Source organism: Methanobacterium sp. (assembly GCF_038562635.1).
In the GTDB taxonomy this organism is placed as follows: domain Archaea; phylum Methanobacteriota; class Methanobacteria; order Methanobacteriales; family Methanobacteriaceae; genus Methanobacterium_D.
In genome coordinates this window covers 154,371-176,927 of the sequence record NZ_JBCFBO010000002.1, presented here as the reverse complement: position 1 = coordinate 176,927, position 22,557 = coordinate 154,371, and the positions used below count along the sequence as shown (strand labels likewise).

Sequence of the window (22,557 nt, the reverse complement as noted above, 5' to 3'; positions counted from 1 at the left end):
ATACGGATAAAGCATTAAACTTAAAAATAAGTTCCAATAAATTATACATGATAAAATGCCATTACTGAAAGATAACGAAAGGGAACAGTTGAGACAACTGGTTAAGGCTTGTCTGCTTGAAATTAGCAAATTAAAGATTGAACTTAAAAAGTGTCAAACTGAGTCCAGAGATGCAGGTAAGTTAGATACAGAATTGGTTAATAAAAAGAATCAGGAAATAGAGGAACTTAAGCTGGCTTTGGAAGAAAAAGATGGGAAAATATCAGAACTTGTGGGTCTTCTGGATGAAAGGAATAAGGAACTGGAAGAACTTGAAAAAATTAAAAGACATTTTGACGCACTTACCGCTAAACCAAAAAAGGATTTGACTTCATTCCAATCCCAGGTTTATCAATTATTAAGTATGGATAAATGTACCACCCAAGAACTTTATGAACAGATACGGGATATAGGGTTTAAAGAGTTATCTTTTGATAATTTTAACAGTATTTTGAGAAATTTAGAAAGGAAAGGTTATTTTAAAGCATTTAAAGAAAATGAAATAACTTTCTGGCAGAAAATAGAGAATTAAATTAATTTTAATAAATAATCATCTTCTTTTTAATTAAATTTTTGAATTCGTTCCGCAGATTTCATTGGTTTAACAAATACGCTCTTAATATTTTAATTCAGTTTCTTTAAGCGATGTAAATTTAACAGACTTTATACTGAAATAGAATTTAACTTAATTTTTAAAAGTCTTGTTAAGAAAACATTAAAATTAGTAATAGCTGCATATTTCATGGGATAATGGATATATTTGGAAAATAATATTTTAACTAAGGATGGGGAGTTAGATATTATTTTAATGCTATCGGTGGACTCTTTAAAATCATAATTTAGATGCAGAAGAATATTAAATATCTAAATTTTTTACAAAAATCTTTTACTATATAATAACTTATTAAAAACATAAATTAAAATTAATAATAATTTTGCATGTATTAAAACAGTTTTTTAGGTAATTTTAAACTTAAATAAGCTTTTAAATAACTTATTTTTTTAAAAATAAAAGCAAAAGATTTATATTATTAAAAAAAATTATTAATAATAGTCCTGGGGCTTGTTAAATAATAAATTTAACAATGCCATCACGGAGGCGATAAAATTAAGCGAAAATCATTTTTTTCGTTACTAATTGTATTAAGTATAATGATCTGCGTTTTTCCTTCTGCAGCTTTAACAGAAAATCAATTTTCATCGAATGGTAGTATTAACACTATCTCTAACGAATATAAAAGTATTTTACAGGTAAATGCAGCTTATTTAGTAACGATAAAAAAGAAAGTTAAAGTATACTACAAGATAAAGGTCCCGGTAAAATCAAAGGTAAAAGTATGGTACAAATACAGGGGCAAGTGGAAATACACGTATAAATATAAGTACAGTTACAGGTACGCGTACAAGTACTACTACAAATATGTCTATAAAACTTATAAAGTAAGGAATATTCCTCCCAGTGAGTGTAAAAAGGCAACTAAAAATGCCCAATCCCGTGATGCACGAATAAAAGCACTTGCTAAAAGTTTAACACCTGCAACTAAAAACGTGTCTGTACCTAATCCAAACCCAAAACCAACAGCACCAGAACATGTGGAAAATCCAGATCCAGTTTCAGAACCTGGCATTGAGCCGCAAATTGCAGATTTCAGCGGAAATGAAACTGCATATCAAGAAGCGCGTGATGCCTGGAATGAGACAAATGTATCATATAACTCTTATTTGAAAGCAAAACAGAAATATAATCAATATTTACAGGACTATGCAAGTTATCAACAAAAGTTGAGTCAATATAAAGAAAATATAACAGTAACTAAGAAACTCACAACTCTAGAAAAAGCCACCAATATTTTTAACTGGGTAAGAGATTATGTAAACTATTCATTCTATTACAATACAAGAAGAGGGGCAGTAGGTACATTAAGAGATAGAAAAGGTAACTGTGTTGACCTGTCACATCTTATAGTAGCTCTTTCAAGAGCTGCAGGGATTCCAGCAAGGTATGTACATGCAAACTGTAAATTTTCAAGTGGATGGTGCGGTCATGTGTGGGCACAGTTGTTTGTCAATGGAAAATGGATCTGTGCTGATGCATCAAATAATATCAATGATTTCGGAGTAATACGTAATTGGAACACCAAAAACGATATTTTAAAAGGTATTTATTCATCGCTACCATTCTAAACATTTTGATTTTTACTATTTTTATTTTAAATTAGGGTTTTATTTAAAGGGGAGCTTTATCGAAAACTACTTATAGAACCTCTAACCCATTGATAAAATACAAAACAATTGAAAATTATTTTAAAAAAAATTTGAGGTGATATAGTGGCACAATTAGGTGGTGGAAACCAACCAATTTTAATTTTACCAGAAGGTACTAACAGGTTGTTAGGTAGAGATGCTCAAAGAATGAACATCATGGCAGGAAAAGTACTCGCTGAGACAGTAAGAACTACTTTAGGTCCTAAAGGAATGGACAAAATGCTCGTAGACTCCCTTGGAGATATCGTTGTAACCAACGACGGTGTAACAATATTAAAAGAAATGGATATCGAACACCCTGCAGCTAAAATGCTTGTAGAAGTTGCAAAAACACAGGAAGACGAAGTAGGGGACGGAACAACAACAGCAGTAATCATAGCTGGAGAATTACTCAAAAAAGCAGAAGGATTACTGGACCAGGACATACACCCAACTGTAATAGCTACAGGTTACAGGCAGGCAGCAGAAAAAGCTCAGGAAATATTAAACGTAATTTCAATAGATGCTGATGACCGTGATACTCTCTTAAAAGTTGCAATGACTGCAATGACTGGTAAAGGAACTGAAAAAGCTAGAAAACCACTGGCAGAACTCATCGTAAGCGCTGTTAAACAGGTTGAAGAAGACGGTGAAGTTGACACAGATCACATAAAAATAGAGAAAAAAGACGGCGCTGTAGTGGACGATTCTTCACTCGTACAAGGTGTAATCATAGACAAAGAAAGAGTACACCCTGGAATGCCATCAAAAATAGAAGATGCAAAAATCGCATTACTCAACTCTGCAATAGAAGTTAAAGAAACTGAAGTAGACGCAGAAATCAGGATCACAGACCCAGCTCAAATGCAGGCATTCATCGAACAGGAAGAACAGATGATCAGAGACATGATCTACAAAGTCGAAGACTCAGGTGCAAATGTTTTATTCTGTCAAAAAGGTATCGATGACCTCGCACAGCACTACCTTGCAAAAGCAGGTATTCTCGCTGTAAGAAGGGTCAAAAAATCAGACATGGAAAAACTCGCCAAAGCAACCGGCGCTAAAGTTGTATCCAACCTTGAAGATCTCTCCTTCAACGACTTAGGACAAGCTGGAAAAGTAGTGGAAAGAAAAATTTCCGGCGACGACATGATCTTTGTTGAAGAATGTAAAGATCCAAAGGCTGTTACATTACTGGTTAGAGGTTCCACATCACATGTTGTAGACGAAATCGAAAGAGCAGTTGACGACGCAATTGGTGTAGTTGCTTCCACAGTAGAAGACAAAAAGGTTGTTGCTGGTGGAGGAGCTCCTGAAATAGCAATATCCAAAGGATTAAAAGAATACGCTGACTCAATAAGCGGCAGAGAACAGCTAGCTGTTTCTGCATTTGCAGAAGCTTTGGAAGTTGTTCCAAAAACACTCGCTGAAAATGCAGGTTTAGACAGCATTGACGCTCTTGTAGACTTAAGAGCAGCACACGAAAAATCATTATACATGGGATTAGATGTCTTCAAAGGTGAAGTAGCTGACATGTACCGTGCTGGTGTAGTCGAACCACAGAGAGTTAAAAAACAGGCTATGCAGTCCGCTGCAGAAGCTGCAGAAATGATCCTCCGTATCGACGACGTTATCGCATCAACTGGTGCCGGTAGGGCTGAAATGGAAGGTATGGAAGGTATGGGCGGAATGCCTGGTGGAATGCCACCAATGATGTAAGTAAACTTACATCTCCTTTATTTTTTTCTTTTTTTAAATCGCTTCTTGAAAATTAACTGTTTCTGTATATAATTAAAATTGAATATTAATTTCCAAATTAGCCTGTTTATTGACATAGATCATGATTTAATAAGTTCTGATCTTATATGGGAGTAATTTTTGCTTTCTTTTCCTAAAACAGTTTAATTGGTTCTATTTTTAAATTTAATACGCATAAACCTTTAAATGTAACTATAAAAAGCCGTCAATCCTCTTAATTAAACCGAAAATTTTAAATAATAATTGGGGGTTATTATGTTCATTTATTAATAAATTATTCATTTATTTTTAACATTTAAAGGGGGATAAATAAAATTAAAGGGGATTCACATTTTAAATATGCGAATAAATTAATAATATTCCTTATTTTATTTAGCATGGTGTTAATAACGTTATCTGCTGTTAATGCAGTTTCTGCAGCTGATTCATCGGTTATTTATGTAAACAATTCTGGTGGAAATGATAGTTGGGACGGTCAATACGCAGAATGGATAGTTGATACACTTTCTGGTCCTAAAAAATCCATTAAAAATGCAACAGGAACTGTAAGTGAAGGTGGAACAGTACAAATTGCAAATGAGGTATACACTGGAACAGGAAATACAAATATTACAATCAGCAGGAATATGACCATAACTGGTCAAAACAAAGATAAAACTATTATAAGTGGAAATGATACAAATTGGATATTTAAAGTTGTCAGTAATGTTAATGTTACAATTCAAAATTTAACGATGACTAATGGTAATGCAACTTATGGTGGTGCCATCTATAATAATGGTACTTTAACAGTTTTTGATTCTATTTTCCTAAATAATAAAGCAACTGCTTTGGGTGGTGCTATTTCTAATTATAATGGTACTATTAGTAGTTTAAAAGGCTGTACTTTCACGAATAACAGCGCAGGGTTCGGCGGAGCTATTGACAATAATTACTGTACTATTGGTACTGTGATTGATTGTAATTTCACAGGCAACAATGCAATTTATGGGGGTGCTATCAGCAATTGGGAAGGTAACATTACTACTTTAAGTGGAAGCATGTTCTCAAATAATGCCGCAAGTAAAAGTGGCGGTGCGGTTGGTAATTATAAAGGTATTATCACCAATTGGAGTAATTGTAATCTCACAAATAACACCGCAGCAGATGAGGACTATGGTGGTGGTGCTGTCTTCAATTATGGCACAATTGCTAATTTGAGTGGCTGTAACTTTATAGGCAACAATGCAACTGATAGCGGCGGTGCTATCTACAATAATGGTACTATTAATGTGCATTTTAACATATTTTTAAATAACAGTGCAACCAAGGGTAGTGCCATTTACTGCAGTGATGGTACTGTGAATGCGGAGTATAATTGGTGGGGTTCAAAGGGTAACCCATCTGGAAAAATTAGCGGGTTTGCTGTTTCTAAATGGATAGTTTTAACAGTAAATGTAAGTTCAACTAGTATTAATAGAGGTAAGACATCAACTATAACTGCAGACTTATTGCATGACTCAGATGGAGTTTATCATGATCCTGCAGATGGACATGTTCCTGATGGAGTTAATGTATCTTTTAAAAGTGATTATGTAGGTCATGTTGACTCTGAAAGTGTCTCTACAAGCAATGGCATAGCAACTACAACATTTATATCTGAAAATCTGGGTTTAGCAACAGTTTCGGCGGCGGCTGACTCACAAACAGTGAATACTCAAATCAGCGTGGGAAGAAATGATGTTTACGTTTCAAATGCTGGTAGTGATATTGATGGCGACGGCAGCCAATCCAATCCATTTAAAACCATTAAAACAGGTATTCTCAATGTTTTCCCTGGTGGAAGATTGCATATTGCAGATGGGACTTACACTGGAGAAAACAACACTAATATGGTCATTAGTAGTGATATGACCATAACTGGCCAAAGTAGAGATAGTACCATTATCAATGGAACTTATTCAGCACAAATATTCCAGATTCAAAATGGCGTGAAGGTTACAATTGCGAATTTGACACTTGCAAATGGAAATGCAACTAATGGTGGTGCTATTTGCAATTATGGTAACGTAACTGTGGAGAATAGTAATTTCACAGGTAATAATGCAACTTATGGCGGTGCAATTTTAAACTTGGGGAATTTAACTGTAACTGACAGTTATTTCAGTGCCAATAATGCTACTTCTGGTGGTGCAATTTCCAATAGTGGAACTTTGAGTATAAAAAATACTAAATTCAACAGTAACACCGCAGGTAATATGGGCGGTGCTATTTATAATGCAGGTGATTTAACAGTTAGTGATGGTGATTTCACGGATAACAGAGCAATTTCTGGAGGTGCAATTTATAATTACGCTGATTCAGGTTTTAGTGCTAATTTAAATGTGAAAAATTGTACTTTTACAGGTAACAAAGCAGTTGGTACCGCAAGTGAAGCATTTGGCGGTGCTATATTTAATTTAGGGGCTCTGATTATTGACAACAGTGCTTTTAATAGTAACAGTGCAATTAATGGTGCATCTATTTACAATAAAAATAATTCAATTTTAAATAACATCACTTTTATAAGTAATACAGCAAGTAGTAGTGCTATTTACAATTATTATGGAACTATGACTGTAAATAACAGTAATTTCACAAGAAATAACGCAGTGGAAGATGGTGGTGCCATTAACAATTATTATGGTACTTTAAAAGTGAATAACAGTATATTTACAGAAAATAGTGTTACTGGTGGTGATGCTATAGGTGGTTTTTGTGGTGGAGCTATCATTAATTATGGTACATTAATGATTTCAAGCAGCATATTCAGGGATAATAATGCCCATTCTAGTGGTGGAGCTATTTACAATCGTGATGGTGATGTGACTGTAAATAATAGTGTATTTATTGGTAATGAAGCTATGAATGGGGCTGGAGCTATTGGTAATGGAGCTAATTTAAACGTGAACAGTAGTATTTTTGAAGATAACCATGTATCGGGTAATCCTTATACTTATAGTGGTCTTGGTGGTGCTATTTCCAATGGGGGGAATTTAATTATTCATTTCAGCCAATTTATTAGAAATACTGCAAGTAACTATCACACTCCATTTCCAGGTAATAATATTTACAATTCTGGCAGTTTGAATATAGAATATAATTGGTGGGGATCTAATTATGGTCCTGGAGACAGTACATGTACTGGATATCCAACCTATAACATATACAGCCCATTTACTTGGTTAGTAATGAATATTACAGCTTTTCCAAACTTAATCAATAATATCACCACTTCTACAATTACTGTGGATTTAACTCATGACAATGTTGGAAATTACTATGATTCAGATTTAGGGCATGTCCCTGATGGAATTCCGGTGAAGTTTACTACAACTTTGGGAAATATAGACAATCAAGCATTTACCGTTGATGGAATTGCGCAAAATACTTTGAATGGAGGTTTAATAAATGGTGTAGCTGATGTAACAACTATAATGGACTATCAAGCATTAGATACATTTGTTAGTATAGATACAATTCCTCCAACTGTAACAACCAGTGATCCAGCGAATAATACTAAAACAAACTCCACAAACAAAGTAATTACCATTGTTTTCAGTGAATCAATACAAGCAGGTAGTGTTTATGATAGTATTTCTATTATTGGACCTTCAGGAGCTGTTTCAATAATTAAAAGTATCAAAGGAAATGTTTTAACCATAACTCCAACTTCTGGTTACATTAATGGAAATTATACTGTTAATATTCCTGTAAATGCAGTAACCGATTTGGCTGGCAACGGCTTAGAAACGGCTTTCACTTCAGGTTTTACTGTAGATACAGTACAGCCAATGGTAACTGCAAGTCCAACTAAAGGCGTGTCAAATAGCAGCATTACTGTAAATCTTTCAAGTGAATCTGACGCAATAATTTACTATAGAATAAACAACGGGTCATGGCATACTTTTACAGGCGCTGGAAAAGTATCGATAACCAGTTCAGGAACTAATAAACTTGAATTCTATGCGATAGATGCTGCAGGTAATCCATCTTCACATACAAGTTACAGTTACACAATTGATAAAACTGCTCCGGTGGTTACTGCAACTCCGACTGGTGGTTTATCTAAAAGTATTAGTGTGACTCTTTCAAGTGAATCAAACGCGAAAATTTACTATAGACTAAATGGTGGGTCATGGCATACTTTTACAGGTACTGGAAAAGTATCGATAACCAGTGCGGGGACTAATAAACTTGAATTTTATGTTGTTGATAGAGCAGGTAATCCTTCTGCCCATAAAACTTACACTTATACAATTGATAAAACAGATCCTAAAGTGGCTGCCACTTCTCCTAAAAACGGAGTTATTGGAGTTTCAAGAACATCTACAGTTTCAATTCGGCTCAGTGAAAACATTTTAAAGAGTGTTAATTGGTCTAAAATTTACATTAAAAACTTAAAAACAGGTTCTAAATGTAAAATAACAGCATGGGTCAGTGGAAATCATATTTACATTAAAACTAACAGTAAAAGAGCAGCATACACTTCGTATCAGGTTTACATTCTCGCGGCAGCGGTAAAAGACAGTGCAGGCAATAATTTAGCAGCAACCTATGCATTTAAGTTCAAAACAGGAAAATATTAATTCCTGAATTTTATTTTTTTAACTAATATTAACTAATTTCATAAAACCTTAATTCTGACAATTTTATCATCACCAGATTGGGGAATTCCACGCCCATCTTTATTAGACGTTGCAATGTAAAGGTATCCATCATGCACTACAACCTCTCTAATTCTCCCTAAGTTAGTAAAAAGGGCTTCTTCTCCAGTTACACTGTTTCCATCTATAGAAAGTGTTATTTTACGTAATTGCGATCCCCGTAATCCTGCAACGTATAAAGCGCCGTTGTAATAATCTATTCCTGATGGTGCAAGTGTGAAATCTGTATAAACGATAAGTGGTTTAATGTATCCTTGTGCCGATTCGTTTCCTTGATAAAGCGGCCATCCGTAGTTTCCGCCCTTTGTAATGATATTTATTTCATCATTTCGTGTTGCTCCGTGTTCAGATTCATACATCTCTTGTGTCAAGGGGTTCCATGTTATCCCTTGTGGATCTCTATGTCCATAGGAGTAAACATAGTTTCTAAATGGGTTATCTGATGGAACAGTACCATCTTTATTGATCCGAAGTATTTTACCGCCTAAAGAATTTATATCCTGTGCTGATTGGTTGTTAGTGGCGTCCCCTGTGGTAGCATACAATTTTCCATCAGGTCCAAACTTTAACCGGCCCCCGTTATGAAATTGTGCATTTGGTATTCTATCAACTAAAACAGTTTCATTTTGTAATGTTCCATTTAATGTGAATCTTGAAATTCTATTTCCATTTGTGCTGGTGTAATATAGGTATATGAATTTATTTGTGCTGAATTCCGGATCTACTGCAATTCCCAGCATTCCAGACTCGCCTATTTGAGTGACATTTATATTTCCTACTGTTTTGATGGTACCATTATCAAAGATACTTACTCTTCCACCACGCTCTGTAAAGATCATTTTACTGTCTGGAAGAAAATCAATTCCCCAAGGTGTATTCAGATCTTGAACTAAAATTTCCGTTTCATAGCCCTCTTGATTCGCTGGTTTTGGTATAATGAAATATAAAGCAAAAATTACAATTAAAAATACAAAAACAATGATGACGGCAGTTTTTCGTTTCATGTTAACACCATTTTATCCAAGTAATATTATTATTTTTATTTCTATTAAATATGTTTAATTTCCCAAAGAAGGCTTCAAAATGGAAAAATGCTTAGTATAAACTTTTTTCTAGACATTTAATAGATTAAGGAATAACCCTAAATTTTTTAATTTTAGATTATAAAATAAATGTGGAGAATGATAACTTGATGGTTAGCGCTCATGTATTTATAACTGGAAAAGTACAGGGAGCCTATTTTAGATATAGAACAAGAGATGAAGCTAAAAAGCATGGAGTAACTGGTTGGGTCCGTAATATTCCTGATGGCAGGGTTGAAGCCGTTTTTAATGGAAATAAGGAGAATGTTAATAAGCTTATTGATTTTGCTGGTAAATGGCCTTCAGGAGCTAGAGTGTTGAATGTTGATGTAAACTGGCAGGATTATAATGAAGAGTTTGGAGATTTTGAGGTTGAAGAAAATCTCAATCCCTCAAAACCTATGGTTTTGGGGCTTTTGAAAATCGTAGATTTTCAATGCGCCAAACATGAAATGTTTGAGAGCCACAAAAACATAGTTTTTGCGAGCTTTGATTGGGATTTTAGAAAATACTACGTATTTTCTAACCTTTGGAAATCTTTGATTTCCAATGCTCAAACGCTTCGCGTTTGACAGTCCCAAAAAAATTCTATGAATTTTTTGAGGATTTTCTGAACTTTCTAAAAACAGAGTTTTTTGTATGCTCCGAGATTCGTAGAATTTCGAGGGCCCAAAAAACAAGTTTTTTGAGGTACTTTATTGGGTTAATTTGTCTCTTTCTTTGTTTTTAAGTTGGATTTACTTGGAGCAGGGTAATGCTCTTAGAAGTTAATTATAATGAAGTGGCTGTTTTGTTAAATTGTAAAACTAATTGTAAAAATTTATCATATTTTTTAAACGTTGATTATCTGTTTTTATTATTTTAAAGACTATTTTTCTGTATGTTTGCGTTAAATATTGTCTTGGATTGTCTTTTATATTTTAATTCAGTAGGATAGTTAATATTTTGTAATGCAAACGATTTAATAATAATTTTTACATAAGTAATATTTGGTTGATTGGGTTGAAGAAAAATGCGTAGTATTTTCCTGAACCTAAAGTCGAGGATTTTTTTAAGGATTTTTGAGTTATGAGGTGAAAATTTGGATCAGTACAAATTGTTTTTACAGAGAATGGGTCTAATTGGAACGTCAACTTTTTTGGTAACTATAACTGGGATTATGCTCCTGCCTATTTTAACTCAAAACCTTTCTATTCAAGATTATGGTGTATGGACTCAGTTTCAGATCACAATTACGATTATTCCTGCTATTGCAATATTGGGGCTGCCCTATACAATGGTAAGATTTTTATCTGCTTCCAAAAGTAGGACTGAAATACAAGAAGCGTTCTATTCAATTTTATTTACAGTTATATTTGCCAGTATAATTGGTGCTGTTGCATTGTATATTTTGGTAGTGCCTATTTCACATGTACTTTTTAATGGAAATGTAGGGGTAGGCTTGATTCTTCCACTTACTGTAATTATGTCCGCGCTGCAGCTTGTTTTTGTTGATTATTTCAGAGCGTCTAACCAGATGACAAAGTATGCTGTTTTCACAACTCTGCAGGCGTACATGGTGGTTATTTTTGCATTATTACTTGTATTGATGGGAAGGGGAGTAGTGGGGGCTGTTACAGGAATCTTAATAACTCAAACTTTAATTTCTTTAATAATGTTTACATTTGTGCTTAAACAGATTGGATTTAAAATTCCAAGGTTCCATAATTTAAGGCAGTACCTGACATTTGGATTACCTACCATTCCAAGTAATGCATCTTTTTGGGTGTTAGATGCAAGTGATCGTTATATAATAGGGATAGTACTTGGTATAACTTCGGTTGGTTACTATTCTGCAGGTTATACAATAAGTTCTTTGCTTACTATCCTCACATCACCAATTTATACGGTTCTACTTCCTATTTTATCTCAGTTTTATGCTGAAAGAAAAATCAGAGAAACTAGATTTCTTTTAAATTATGCTATTAAATTGTATTTAATAGTGGCTGTACCTGCTGTAATTGGATTATCTATTCTGGCTCGACCTTTACTGTATATATTATCCACTCCAACTTTGGCTAACCAGGGATATCTTATAACTCCAATTCTAGCTACTGGTGGATTATTCTTTGGTCTTTATTGTATTATAACTCAAATAATAGTTATGGAAAGGAAAACAAAGATCACGGGTAATATATGGGCTATTTCTGCAATATTAAATATTATTCTGGATGTAACGTTTGGATACTTCCTTGGAATTATTGGTATAGCAATTATAACACTGCTTCTTTATCTAACGGCCTTTTTAATTACAGTTTATTATTCTCTGAACTATATAAGGTGCGATTTCTACGTAAAATTTGCAAAAAAAACTATATACGCCGCATTTTTCATGGCTCTATCCCTCATTCTTCTGAATCCATATGGCCCAGTTAATATAGTACTGTCTGGACTATTTTCATTTGCATTGTACATATTTGTATTATGGCTTCTTAAAGGAATTAAAACAGATGAAATCAAGTTCTTCACAGGTATGATAAAGGAATCTTTAGTGAACGTTTATTGTGCACTGCGGGGATTATAAAATTTAAATAATTAGAGGTATTGTTATGTCTACACATAAAAAAGAATTTGAAGAAATAGAACCTAAAGAAGTGTTTACCATACTTGAAAAGCATAGAAATGACCCTGATTTTGTGATTCTGGATGTCCGTACTCTGGAAGAATATGATGGTGGGCACATCGAAAATGCATATCTTTTAAACTTTAAATCTGGTAGTTTTGAAAATGAACTTGGGAAAATGGATAAAAATAAGAAATACTTTGTTTATTGTAGAACAGGACGTAAAAGCCGCAAAGCAGTTGAATTAATGAAAAAAAGAGGATACATGGAAGCTCATAGTATCATAGGTGGCGTAGATAAATGGAAACGAAACAGACTTCCAGTTGAGAAATAACATTTTTTAAGTGAATACGAAATGTACGGATGGAAAAAAAAGATTTCTGGTTGAAATAACCATTTAAATAAATTAAATGGAAAAAATTTTATAAATTAGTTATATTACTGTAAAGCTGAAAAGAACAGTATAAAGAACAGTGATTCTATGGTGAAATGCAGTGCACGGTGCTGCAGCCATTTGAGATCTAATCCTGCCAGTTCATGGTAAAGGTCTATCACTAAGTGGATAAGAGCACCTAAGATACCTATTTCTAGAGATAAAAATAACACTGATAACACTATGAAATGAAAAACTGCTTCCATGCATTCATGAACCATCCACAGCCTTATATTAGAATGTATAATTTTGTGCAGTATTCCCGATAACAGGATATAAAAATCAGCAAAAACATTCCAGAAGAGCTTGCTGTGAACTTCGTCACTGATAGCTAATATCACTGCAATATAAAACCATAGTATTTCCATTGTTTACCACGCAATTTATGAGTATCAAGTCTCTATTAATATATTATTAACATAGAGTATATATTTATAGGCTTTAAACTTTATAAGGATTAAATATATTGTTATATGTCTTTTTTGATTTTTTTGAATATGAATTAGCTCTATTTAAACCTTTGTATTATAACTCAATATGAAATAAAACTTATTTTTAAAAATATTTTATAAATAAGGCCGATAATTTCACAATTCTTATCGAGTCATTACTTAAAAATTTTATTTAATATTGCCAAAAATAAAAGTTATTTACTACTAAAAAAATAAGTGAATGGAATCAAAAGATTCCTTTTAATTGGAGAAAATGTGGACTGCAGCAGTTCCGCCGGTTCCACCAATATTGTGGGTCATACCGATCTGGGCGCCGTCTACCTGTCTTTTACCTGCTTCTCCTCTAAGTTGCCATACGATTTCGGCTGCCTGAGCAATTCCTGTAGCTCCTAATGGGTGGCCTCTAGCTTTGAGTCCTCCAGATGGGTTTACTGGAATATCACCGTCTATTTCAGTCATACCTTCTTCAATGGCAATTCCACCTTTTCCTTTTTCAACAAATCCAAGGTCTTCTACTGCAAGTAACCCGTTTATACTGAAACAGTCGTGAACTTCAACTAAATCAATATTTTTTGGTTCAAGGCCTGCCATTTTGTATGCATTTCTTGATGCGTGTACTGTTGAGTCAATGGTGGTTAAGTTTTTCCTATCGTGTAATGCGATGGTCCCAGAAGCTTGTGCTGAAGCTTTAACATATATTGGTGTATCTGTGTACTTTTTAGCGTCTTCTGCAGGACATAAAATGACTGCAGCTGCACCGTCTGATACTGGTGAACAATCAAGGAGTCTAAGTGGGTCTGCGACTATACTTGAGTTTAATACAGCATCCACTGAAATTTCCATTGGGAACTGAGCAAGTGGGTTTTTGGCACCATTTTTATGGTTTATAACAGAAACCATTGCTAACTGTTCTCTTGTTGTTCCATATTCGTACATATGTCTTCTTGCCATCATTGCGTAAAGTGATGGGAAAGTGACACCTTGCTGTGCTTCCCATTCCTGGTCTGAAGCTGTGGCGATAGCTGGAGTTGGGTCAACTACATCGGTCATCTTTTCCACACCTGCAGAAATTACCATATCATGATATCCTGATGCAACAGCCATTATCCCATTTCTAAGTGCTAATCCTCCAGATGCACATGCTGCTTCTACTCTTGCACATGGAATTGGTGCAAGTCCTGAATGGTCTGCTATCAATGATGCGATGTGTTCTTGCTTTACAAATAGACCAGCAGACATGTTTCCAACATACATGGCATCTAGTTCGTCTCCTTCTACATTTGCATCTTCAATGGCCGTTATTCCGGCCTCTACTATTAAATCTCTAAATGATTTATCCCAGAGTTCTCCAAATTTTGTCTGTGAAACTCCGATAATTGCAACGTCTCTCAAGGAATTCCCCCATGAATAATTTTAGATTAGTTTGTTTAAGCCATCCTTAGTTTGCCTTTGTATTTGGCATATACGGCATAATCTACATAAGTTTTGTTTTTAATCATATCTGCAACTTTTGGAGCGTTTTCTCGTCTTTCTTCTATTGCGTCATTTACGGTTATGCTGAATGCATCGCTTCCAGCACCTGATCCGTATGAAACTGCAAATATACGGTCTCCTGGTTCTGCTATATCGAGTATAGCTGCTAAACCTAATGGAGTAGCTCCAGAATATGTGTTACCAATTACTGGAGTTAAAAGACCAGTTTTTGCCTGTTCATTGTTAAATCCAAGTTTTTTGGCAGCTTTCAGGTAAAATTTACCGTTTGGCTGGTGGAAAACTGCGTGGTCGTAATCTTTGGCTTCTGTGCCCATTTTGTCAAACATACCTTGTGCAGCAGATAGCACGTGTTTAAAGTATGCTGGTTCTCCTGTAAACCTTCCTCCGTGTCGAGGATAAGGTTTTCCTTCTCTTCTGTAGAAATCAGGAGTATCTGTTGTAAAGCTGTAAGTTCCTTCAAAGTCAGCAATTGTATTTTCTTTTCCAATTATGTATGCTGCCCCTCCTGCAGATGCAGTGTATTCTAGTGCATCTCCTGGAGCACCTTGGGATGTATCTGCACCTATAGCAAGGCCATACTCAACAGTTTCTGAATCTACAAGCCCCATACAGATTTGCATACCTGCGGTACCTGCTTTACATGCAAATTCTAAATCTGCAGCGGTTAAATGTGGTGCTGCACCAATAGCTTCTGCTACAATAGTTGCTGTAGGTTTTACAGCGTAAGGGTGTGATTCTGATCCAACATAAACGGCCCCTATTTTTTGAGGGTCTATCAGTGCTCTAGCAAGTGCATGTCTTGCAGCTTCAACTGATATGGTTGCTGTGTCCTCATCTGGAGCTGGAACAGATTTTTCTTGTACTATAAGTCCTCTTGAAATAGCATTAGGGTCATCTCCCCAAACTTTTGCTATCTCTTCAACTTTAATTCTATATGATGGTATGTTAACACCATATCCTACAATTCCTGCCATTTGATATCACTACCGTTAAGTAATCTATTTTGTTAGTTTACATGTTATTTTTTTAATTTTTGAAAAAATACAAAATTGTATTTACAAATAAAAATTTAACTAATTTTATATCTTATTATTTGCAATGAACTTATAAAGTTTACTATAAATGTTAATTATAAATAATGATCATTACCTTCAAATTCCAAAAATTTAAGTAAATACAATGAATTTTATCAAATAATAAATAAATATTATGAAAATTAGTTTAAAAGTTGAATGTATAATATTTTAGTTCCTTTTATAAATTCCAGGCCAACCGATGTTTCAATGGCAACATTTAAATAGTTATCTATAGCTAAAAGTTTACCTTCTTTGGTTTCATTATCTTTCTGAAGTATATTGACATCTTTATTTTGAAATTGCTTAAGCTGTCTGTGAAGCGGATTTTCTTTTCTTTCTTCGGATTTAGCTGCTATTATTTTGCCTCTCATCTAATCATCTCGTTATTTTCAGCATTGTAAATATTTTGCCTTGGATATTTTTTAAAGTTTTGATATAACTATTTTCTGATTTAATGTTTATTCTTTAGAGAATAAGCGGTTCATCTTTGCAATTATATTCTAATTTAAGATATAACTACTTTACCAAGTCAAATGGTTTATGTAAATAACACATTAACTGGTTATATAACTATTTTTAAAAGATGTATTTAAATCAAACGCTCATATATATGACCCGCGCATGAATTATCTTTAGGTTAAAAATGGGAATTATCTTAAAAACATGTAGTTTACTTCAGATATTAATATTAAAAATAATTAATTGTACATATTTAGTACATGAGCGAAATCAATTATTGTAAGATTTATTAGTTTATAATAATTAATTCTATTTATAGATTTTATATTATTTAATCTTAATCTATTTTTTTTAATTGAATACTTTAATTTTAAATTTAGATATAGTTGCTTTGCCAGCTGTAACGCTCTTCATTCCATGGATCACCGCGCATATGGTATCCGTTAGATTCCCAAAATCCAGGTTTGTCTTCGGCCATGAATTCTATACCTGTAACCCATTTAGCACTTTTCCAGAAGTATAATTTTGGGACTACAAGTCTTAAAGGAGCTCCATGTTTTGAAGTTATAGGATTTTCGTTGTGTCTGGTTGCAAACAGGACATCCGGCTCTAAAAAGTCTTTAATAGCTAAATTAGTTGTAAAATTGCCAGATGCGTGAACCGTAACATATTCAGCTTCTTTCTGGACGTCTGCAAGTTCTTTAATTGTATTTGAACTTACGCCTTCCCACAGGTTATTGAGCTTTGACCAGGTGGTAACACAGTGTATATCTGAAAATACCTTAGTTTGGGGAAGAGACATAAATTCATCATAATTTAATTCTTTTTCTTCTTCAACTAGTCCAAATATTTTGAATTTCCATTTTGATGTATCAATATTTTGGACTGACCCTGCATGCAGCACTGGCCATGATTTTATTTCGTGCTGTCCTGGAGGGATTCGATTTTCTCTTTTAGTGTCTTCACTTATAATTATATTTTTATCTGCGATTATTTCATTAATTTTTTCTTCAGTTAATGGTTCTTCGCCTTTCATTTTCTTTTTAGCAGCATTAAATAATCCTCTCAAGACTTAAACCTCCTCTTATCTAATTTAAAAATTTTAACATGGTGTTTAAATCAGTTGTTGGAGTTTTACATGTGTTTTCTGAACATATGTATGCAGTTGCCTTCTTATTTTCCTGTTTTTTAAATTTTAAAGAGTTTATAATTTTTATTATTTCTGAAGCTTCATCATCTGGAGGCCTTAATGTGATGGTCTTATTTGGTATGTAATTGCTTCGGATGGAGTTCAGCATCATATCAGTATCATTGTTATTAGGGGTCCCTGCAATTACTATCTCGTAAGAAGGACCTAACTTAAAATCGACAGCGATCATAAGTTGTGCATGTGCAGATGGAGTTCTCATAACATCATGGGAAAATGCTTTTTCTATTTGTACTGCTTTATGTTTAAGTTCTTCATTTTCTGTGATTTTTGAAAGTTTCAGCAGGTTAAGCATTTGTACTGAGTTTCCAGAGGGAACAGCACCATCATAAATCTCTTTTTTTCTAACAAGTATATCTTCACTATCATCAGGCGTGAAATAAAATCCTCCGTTTTCATAGTCCCAGAAATGATTTAACAATTTATTGTTTAGATCTATTGCTAATTTAAGGTATTTTAAATTAAAAGATGTTTCATAGAGTTCTAAAAGCCCAGATATAAAAAATGAGTAATCATCTAAATTTGCAGTTATTGCAGCTTCACCATCTCGGAAGCGGTGCAGGAGACGATTGTTTTCGCATAAGTTGTCAATTATAAAGTCTGCAGATTTTACAGCAGCTTCCAGATATTTTTCATCATCAAATACCTGTGCTCCTTTAGATAGGGCAGATATCATTAAACCATTCCAGTCGGTAAGTATTTTATCATCTTTATGTGGATGTACGCGTTTTTCACGGGCATTAAATAGCTTTTCTCTAATTTTTTCAATTTTTCTTTTTAAATCTTCCTTTTTAATTTCTAAAGTCTCGGATATTTCATCAAGTGAATTTTCAAGGTGAAGTATATTAGAACCAGTTTTTCTTTGAGATGCTTCCTCGCTGAAGTTACCTTCAGAGGTCACGTTAAATATTTTGGATGCGAATTTGGCATCTTCTTCTCCTAAAACTTTATAAATTTCATCTTTCTTCCAGATATAAAATTTACCTTCAACACCTTCACTATCTGCATCTTCAGCAGAATAAAAGCCTCCTTCTGGAGACTGCATCTCTCTTAAAACATATTCAAAAATTTTCTGTGCGGTATCTCTGTATTTTTCATCCCCTGTAACCTGAAAAGCTTCTAGATATGCTATTGCAAGTATAGCCTGATCGTAGAGCATTTTCTCAAAATGTGGTACCAGCCAATTGGTGTCTACAGAATAGCGGTGAAAACCAAACCCTAAGTGGTCGTAAATTCCACCATTTCTCATGGAATCAAGGGTTTCTTTTACCATATTCAATGCTCTTTCATTCTGGTTCCTTTTCCAGTATCTAAGCAGAAATAAAAGTGTGTGTGCTGTAGGAAATTTGGGAGCACCTCCAAAACCGCCATGGATTTCATCAAAATTATTGGAAAGGCTTTCATATGCACTGTCCAGTATGTTCTCATCAAGTTCATTTCCTGATGAGGTTTCTGATACTTTTTGGAGTGCTCTAATTATCTGATCTGCAGAGTCAAAGACTTCCTCTGGCTTTTCATTCCAGATATCTCTAATATTTAAAATTAAGTCTTTAATGCCCACTCTTCCATACATACTTATCTTTGGAAAATATGTCCCTGCAAAAAAGGGCTTTTTATCAGGGGTCATTATTATGGTAAGCGGCCATCCTCCGGTTCCAGTCATCAACTGGCAAACTGTCATGTAGATATTATCCAGATCAGGCCGTTCTTCACGATCCACTTTAATTGAAACAAATATATCATTCATCAAATTCCCAATTTCAGAGTCTTCAAAGGATTCATGAGCCATAACATGACACCAATGGCATGTTGAATACCCAATTGATAAAAAAACAGGTTTATTCTCATTTTTTGCTTTCTCAAAAGCTTCTTTACCCCATGGATACCAATCTACAGGGTTATGTGCATGTTGAATTAGATAAGGGCTTTTTTCATTTATCAGGTGGTTTGATTTTTTAAGCTTATTTTCAGGGTTCATACTGCACCTCTGATAATAATCTAACTAAAATAAATATTTTTAAAGTTTTATTTAGGGCAAATAGGATATATTGTGTAGTCTTAGATTTCAAGTTCTGGACTTTAAAATGAGTTTTTTGGCAAAGAATATATGGAATAACTTGATTTTTACTGTATTTTTGTTTAAAAGTTTTTTTCCTGTTACTATGTTTATCATTAAGATAATATATTTTTTTATCTTCACCGGCTCAAAAAGCAAATTAATATAATTAAAAAATCAAACATGAAATTAAATAGAAAACATAATGTATGTTAACTGAAAATATATTGGTCTTTGAATCGTTTGCATGATAAATTAACAGGAAATCATGTTTTATATAGTTGAAATACAGATTAATAAAGCAAATCAAAGAATTTGAAAATACAAAATTTCATTGGATCTATAAGTAAATTGTCTATAAATTAAAGTTGATAATTGATAATAGATCTGAACCATTTAAAACAATCAGGTGGTTTAAATGAGCCTTATAATGTCATATATTGGAAGTAATGGTTGTGTAATGGCCGGAGACAAAAGAAGAATTGGTTTTTTTGGAGATAAAGAAAAACGAGAAAAACTTGAAGAATATCTTTATTCGGGAGCTATTCAAACTGATGAAGAACTGGTTAAAGTTGCAAAAGAACAGGAAGTAACCCTTAAAATATCAGATGATGCTCGAAAAATTAGAAGTATTGATGATGTTGTGGTTGGTGAGGTCAGGTTTAAAACACCATTTGAGACCAAGCGGAAACGAATTTATGGGACTACTAATGGTTATATCATTACGGAGCTTTCAGGGTCAGATATTAAAAAGGTTGAAAACGGCGCCAGTTCGATAGTGGTATTCGGAAATAAAGTTACAAAGCAGATGGCAAATGAAATCATTAAAAAGCACTGGAAATCTAAAGCAAGTTTAGAAAATGTGGAATCCGTTTTTAAGAGGGTAATGAATGAAATATCAGGTAAAACGCCATCTGTAAGTAAAGACTATGACATAATTATCAAGCACAGTGGTATGGATAAAAGGGAAGCACAAAAACATTTAAGGGAAATCCTGATTAAAGATGTTAAAGAACTTCAAGAGTGGAGAGAAGGTTTGAGACAGCAGTTGGATACCAATGCTAAATCTATTCAAATGGCATCAAAGATAATCAATGAAGGTGAAATAGGTAAAGTTCAAAGTATAAATGGAGATAAAATAGGGATACTTTTGGATAAAAGTGTCCAGGCTTTGGATATGGAATGGAATGTAATAGCAGGACCAGGCGGTCTGATTGAAATGAACACAGATGATCCTTCAAGTGTCAAAATAGGTGACGTTGCTGTAATTGAAAATGAAAATCTCTGCATCATGCGGACAAAGTGCTCTCTTACATGTAATGTTATTCTGTGTAGAAGCTGATGAAAAATTGTTACACAATTGAAAATAAATTTATGTATCTATTATGCAAATGATTTAAAGTAGAATTCGAAGGTGAATAAATGGAACTAACATTTTTAGGAAGTGGTGGCGGACGCTTTCGCTACCATTACCCAGCGTAGAATGACTGGCGGGCTTAGAATAGATAAAATTGATGGAAAAAATATTCATATCGATCCGGGACCTGGAGCACTGGTCAGGACATACCAGTTTGGACTGACCCCACTTAAACTGGATGCTGTCATGGTTTCCCATTCCCACACTGATCATTATACTGATGCTGAAGTCCTTATAGAGGCAATGACTAAAGGAATGACCCGAAAAAAGGGCACGGTAGTGGGAAGTAAAAGTGTAATTGAGGGATATAAACAATGGGGCCCCTGTATCTCAAAGTATCATTTAAGTAAACCAGATATTTCAATTTTAGGTGTTAATGAAACGACTAAGTTAGGTAAAATTAAAATAAAGGGAACAAAGACAATTCATGGAGATCCAACTGCAGTAGGGTTTAATCTAAATGTAAAAAATTTTTCTATATCGTATACTGCAGATACCGAATATTTTGAAGACCTTCATAAATATCACAGCGGTGCTGATGTTTTAATAGCAAGTGTCATAAGGCCCCGAAATGAAAAAATAAGGGGACATATGTCTACGCATGATTTTGCAAAACTTGTTGATGAAGTTTCACCTAGACTTGCTATAATGACTCATCTTGGGATGAAAATGGTGGTAAATGATGCTAAAAAAGAAGCAGATTCAGTTAAAGAGCAAACTGGAGTAAATACTTTCGCTGCTTATGACGGTATGAAAATTAATCTTGACCAGTTCATGCCAAAACAGGAGACTTTAGATAGTTTTAGATGAATTTAAATTTTTTTCATTGATTTTTATTTATTTTTAAAGGGCTTGTTTGGTTTTAAATTATTTTACTTAGGCATTTCTGATTTTTCCATACCCACTAAATCTGATGGACTGACAAAAAATAAAGCTATTCCATCAATTATTAACCAAATTCCAATTAACAATGCTAAATAATAAGGATCCCATGCATATGTACCCAGTATAATATATAATATACCAAGTATGACTCCCATACCTCCAGATCCTTTACCTGCGGTTCCTTCTTTAGCAAAGAGTGACATTATACCTGAAATTATCAGGAAGAAACCTACGAAGTAGAGCCAGATGCTTGCTAAGAAGCTAAATAAAAGTATGTGTCCGAACAATCCTATTCCACATATTATTGCTATAATTCCCAGTATTAAATAAGCTATACTTGCTGCTTTGCTTGCGCCCCATGTTCCAAAACTCTGTACCAATAGCCAAATTCCAAGTAACATGATAGCGAATCCGGCCAGAGCACTTACTGTAAATACACTGAACAATGGGAAAGCGATAACTAAAATACCTAAAATTACAGCTAAAATACCTAATAATATATTATTTCCTTCAGCCATATAATTTACCCCCTTAATTTTCAAACAAGCCCTTATAGTTTATTATATTAATAAATATAAATAATTATTGATTTAAAAATTTATAATTTGGGGTTTAAATGAGTTTCATAGGTAATATGGGTTAAAATTAATTATTATTTTAAAAAAAAG

General features: G+C 33.8%; 17 protein-coding genes. 9 read left to right on the top strand and 8 right to left on the bottom strand.

All coding sequences use genetic code 11. The annotated features are described in order from the left end of the window. Window positions 1–55 precede the first annotated feature (55 nt). The 4 genes from AAGU07_RS12875 to AAGU07_RS12860 all read left to right on the top strand — a co-directional run bounded on the left by AAGU07_RS12875 (window position 56) and on the right by AAGU07_RS12860 (window position 8,648). The gene (locus tag AAGU07_RS12875; RefSeq protein ID WP_342459513.1) at window positions 56–571 is read left to right on the top strand and encodes a hypothetical protein; all 516 of its coding nucleotides are present in this window, start codon (window positions 56–58) and stop codon (window positions 569–571) included. A gap of 620 nt (window positions 572–1,191) precedes the next feature. Beyond that, the gene (locus tag AAGU07_RS12870; RefSeq protein WP_342459512.1) at window positions 1,192–2,223 is read left to right on the top strand and encodes a transglutaminase family protein; all 1,032 of its coding nucleotides are present in this window, start codon (window positions 1,192–1,194) and stop codon (window positions 2,221–2,223) included. A 144-nt stretch (window positions 2,224–2,367) separates the two neighbouring features. Continuing rightward, window positions 2,368–4,002 (top strand): thermosome subunit alpha, encoded by a 1,635-nt coding sequence (thsA, locus tag AAGU07_RS12865; protein WP_342459511.1) that lies wholly within the window; start codon window positions 2,368–2,370, stop codon window positions 4,000–4,002. A gap of 419 nt (window positions 4,003–4,421) precedes the next feature. Beyond that, complete coding sequence (locus AAGU07_RS12860; protein ID WP_342459510.1) at window positions 4,422–8,648, top strand: Ig-like domain-containing protein; 4,227 nt, start codon at window positions 4,422–4,424, stop codon at window positions 8,646–8,648. A gap of 38 nt (window positions 8,649–8,686) precedes the next feature. Here the strand turns inward: AAGU07_RS12860 and AAGU07_RS12855 are convergent, their stop codons facing one another. Next, window positions 8,687–9,730, bottom strand: coding sequence for a PQQ-dependent sugar dehydrogenase (locus tag AAGU07_RS12855; protein ID WP_342459509.1), 1,044 nt, complete (start codon window positions 9,728–9,730; stop codon window positions 8,687–8,689). A gap of 188 nt (window positions 9,731–9,918) precedes the next feature. On the opposite strand from AAGU07_RS12855, the gene AAGU07_RS12850 reads away from it, so the two are divergent. From AAGU07_RS12850 to AAGU07_RS12840, 3 genes are all read left to right on the top strand, one after another. After that, window positions 9,919–10,380 (top strand): acylphosphatase, encoded by a 462-nt coding sequence (locus tag AAGU07_RS12850; protein ID WP_342459508.1) that lies wholly within the window; start codon window positions 9,919–9,921, stop codon window positions 10,378–10,380. 509 nt (window positions 10,381–10,889) lie between these two features. After that, window positions 10,890–12,371 (top strand): oligosaccharide flippase family protein, encoded by a 1,482-nt coding sequence (locus AAGU07_RS12845; protein WP_342459507.1) that lies wholly within the window; start codon window positions 10,890–10,892, stop codon window positions 12,369–12,371. A gap of 25 nt (window positions 12,372–12,396) precedes the next feature. Continuing rightward, the gene (locus tag AAGU07_RS12840) at window positions 12,397–12,744 is read left to right on the top strand and encodes a rhodanese-like domain-containing protein (RefSeq protein ID WP_342459506.1); all 348 of its coding nucleotides are present in this window, start codon (window positions 12,397–12,399) and stop codon (window positions 12,742–12,744) included. A gap of 104 nt (window positions 12,745–12,848) precedes the next feature. On the opposite strand, the gene AAGU07_RS12835 is transcribed toward AAGU07_RS12840, so the two are convergent. The 6 genes from AAGU07_RS12835 to AAGU07_RS12810 form a co-directional block, all read right to left on the bottom strand. Continuing rightward, entirely contained in the window at window positions 12,849–13,211 is a 363-nt protein-coding gene (locus AAGU07_RS12835) for a hypothetical protein (RefSeq protein WP_048080680.1), read from the bottom strand. A gap of 324 nt (window positions 13,212–13,535) precedes the next feature. Continuing rightward, window positions 13,536–14,687 (bottom strand): thiolase domain-containing protein, encoded by a 1,152-nt coding sequence (locus tag AAGU07_RS12830; RefSeq protein WP_342459505.1) that lies wholly within the window; start codon window positions 14,685–14,687, stop codon window positions 13,536–13,538. Window positions 14,688–14,722: 35 nt separating this feature from the next. Next, entirely contained in the window at window positions 14,723–15,763 is a 1,041-nt protein-coding gene (locus tag AAGU07_RS12825) for a hydroxymethylglutaryl-CoA synthase (RefSeq protein ID WP_342459504.1), read from the bottom strand. A gap of 242 nt (window positions 15,764–16,005) precedes the next feature. Next, a complete protein-coding gene (locus AAGU07_RS12820) occupies window positions 16,006–16,236 on the bottom strand; it encodes an LSM domain-containing protein (protein ID WP_342459503.1) in 231 nt (76 codons plus the stop codon). A gap of 464 nt (window positions 16,237–16,700) precedes the next feature. Continuing rightward, entirely contained in the window at window positions 16,701–17,393 is a 693-nt protein-coding gene (locus tag AAGU07_RS12815; RefSeq protein WP_342459502.1) for a sulfite oxidase-like oxidoreductase, read from the bottom strand. A 19-nt stretch (window positions 17,394–17,412) separates the two neighbouring features. Next, the gene (locus AAGU07_RS12810; protein ID WP_342459501.1) at window positions 17,413–19,509 is read right to left on the bottom strand and encodes a thioredoxin domain-containing protein; all 2,097 of its coding nucleotides are present in this window, start codon (window positions 19,507–19,509) and stop codon (window positions 17,413–17,415) included. 496 nt (window positions 19,510–20,005) lie between these two features. Between AAGU07_RS12810 and AAGU07_RS12805 the strand changes: the two genes are divergently transcribed. Then, window positions 20,006–20,929, top strand: coding sequence for a DUF2121 domain-containing protein (locus tag AAGU07_RS12805; RefSeq protein ID WP_342459500.1), 924 nt, complete (start codon window positions 20,006–20,008; stop codon window positions 20,927–20,929). A gap of 105 nt (window positions 20,930–21,034) precedes the next feature. After that, window positions 21,035–21,814 (top strand): MBL fold metallo-hydrolase, encoded by a 780-nt coding sequence (locus AAGU07_RS12800; RefSeq protein WP_342459499.1) that lies wholly within the window; start codon window positions 21,035–21,037, stop codon window positions 21,812–21,814. A 62-nt stretch (window positions 21,815–21,876) separates the two neighbouring features. Here the strand turns inward: AAGU07_RS12800 and AAGU07_RS12795 are convergent, their stop codons facing one another. Further along, window positions 21,877–22,407: a DUF308 domain-containing protein gene (locus tag AAGU07_RS12795; RefSeq protein WP_342459498.1), complete on the bottom strand. Its 531-nt coding sequence runs from the start codon at window positions 22,405–22,407 to the stop codon at window positions 21,877–21,879. Between the last annotated feature and the right edge of the window lie 150 nt (window positions 22,408–22,557).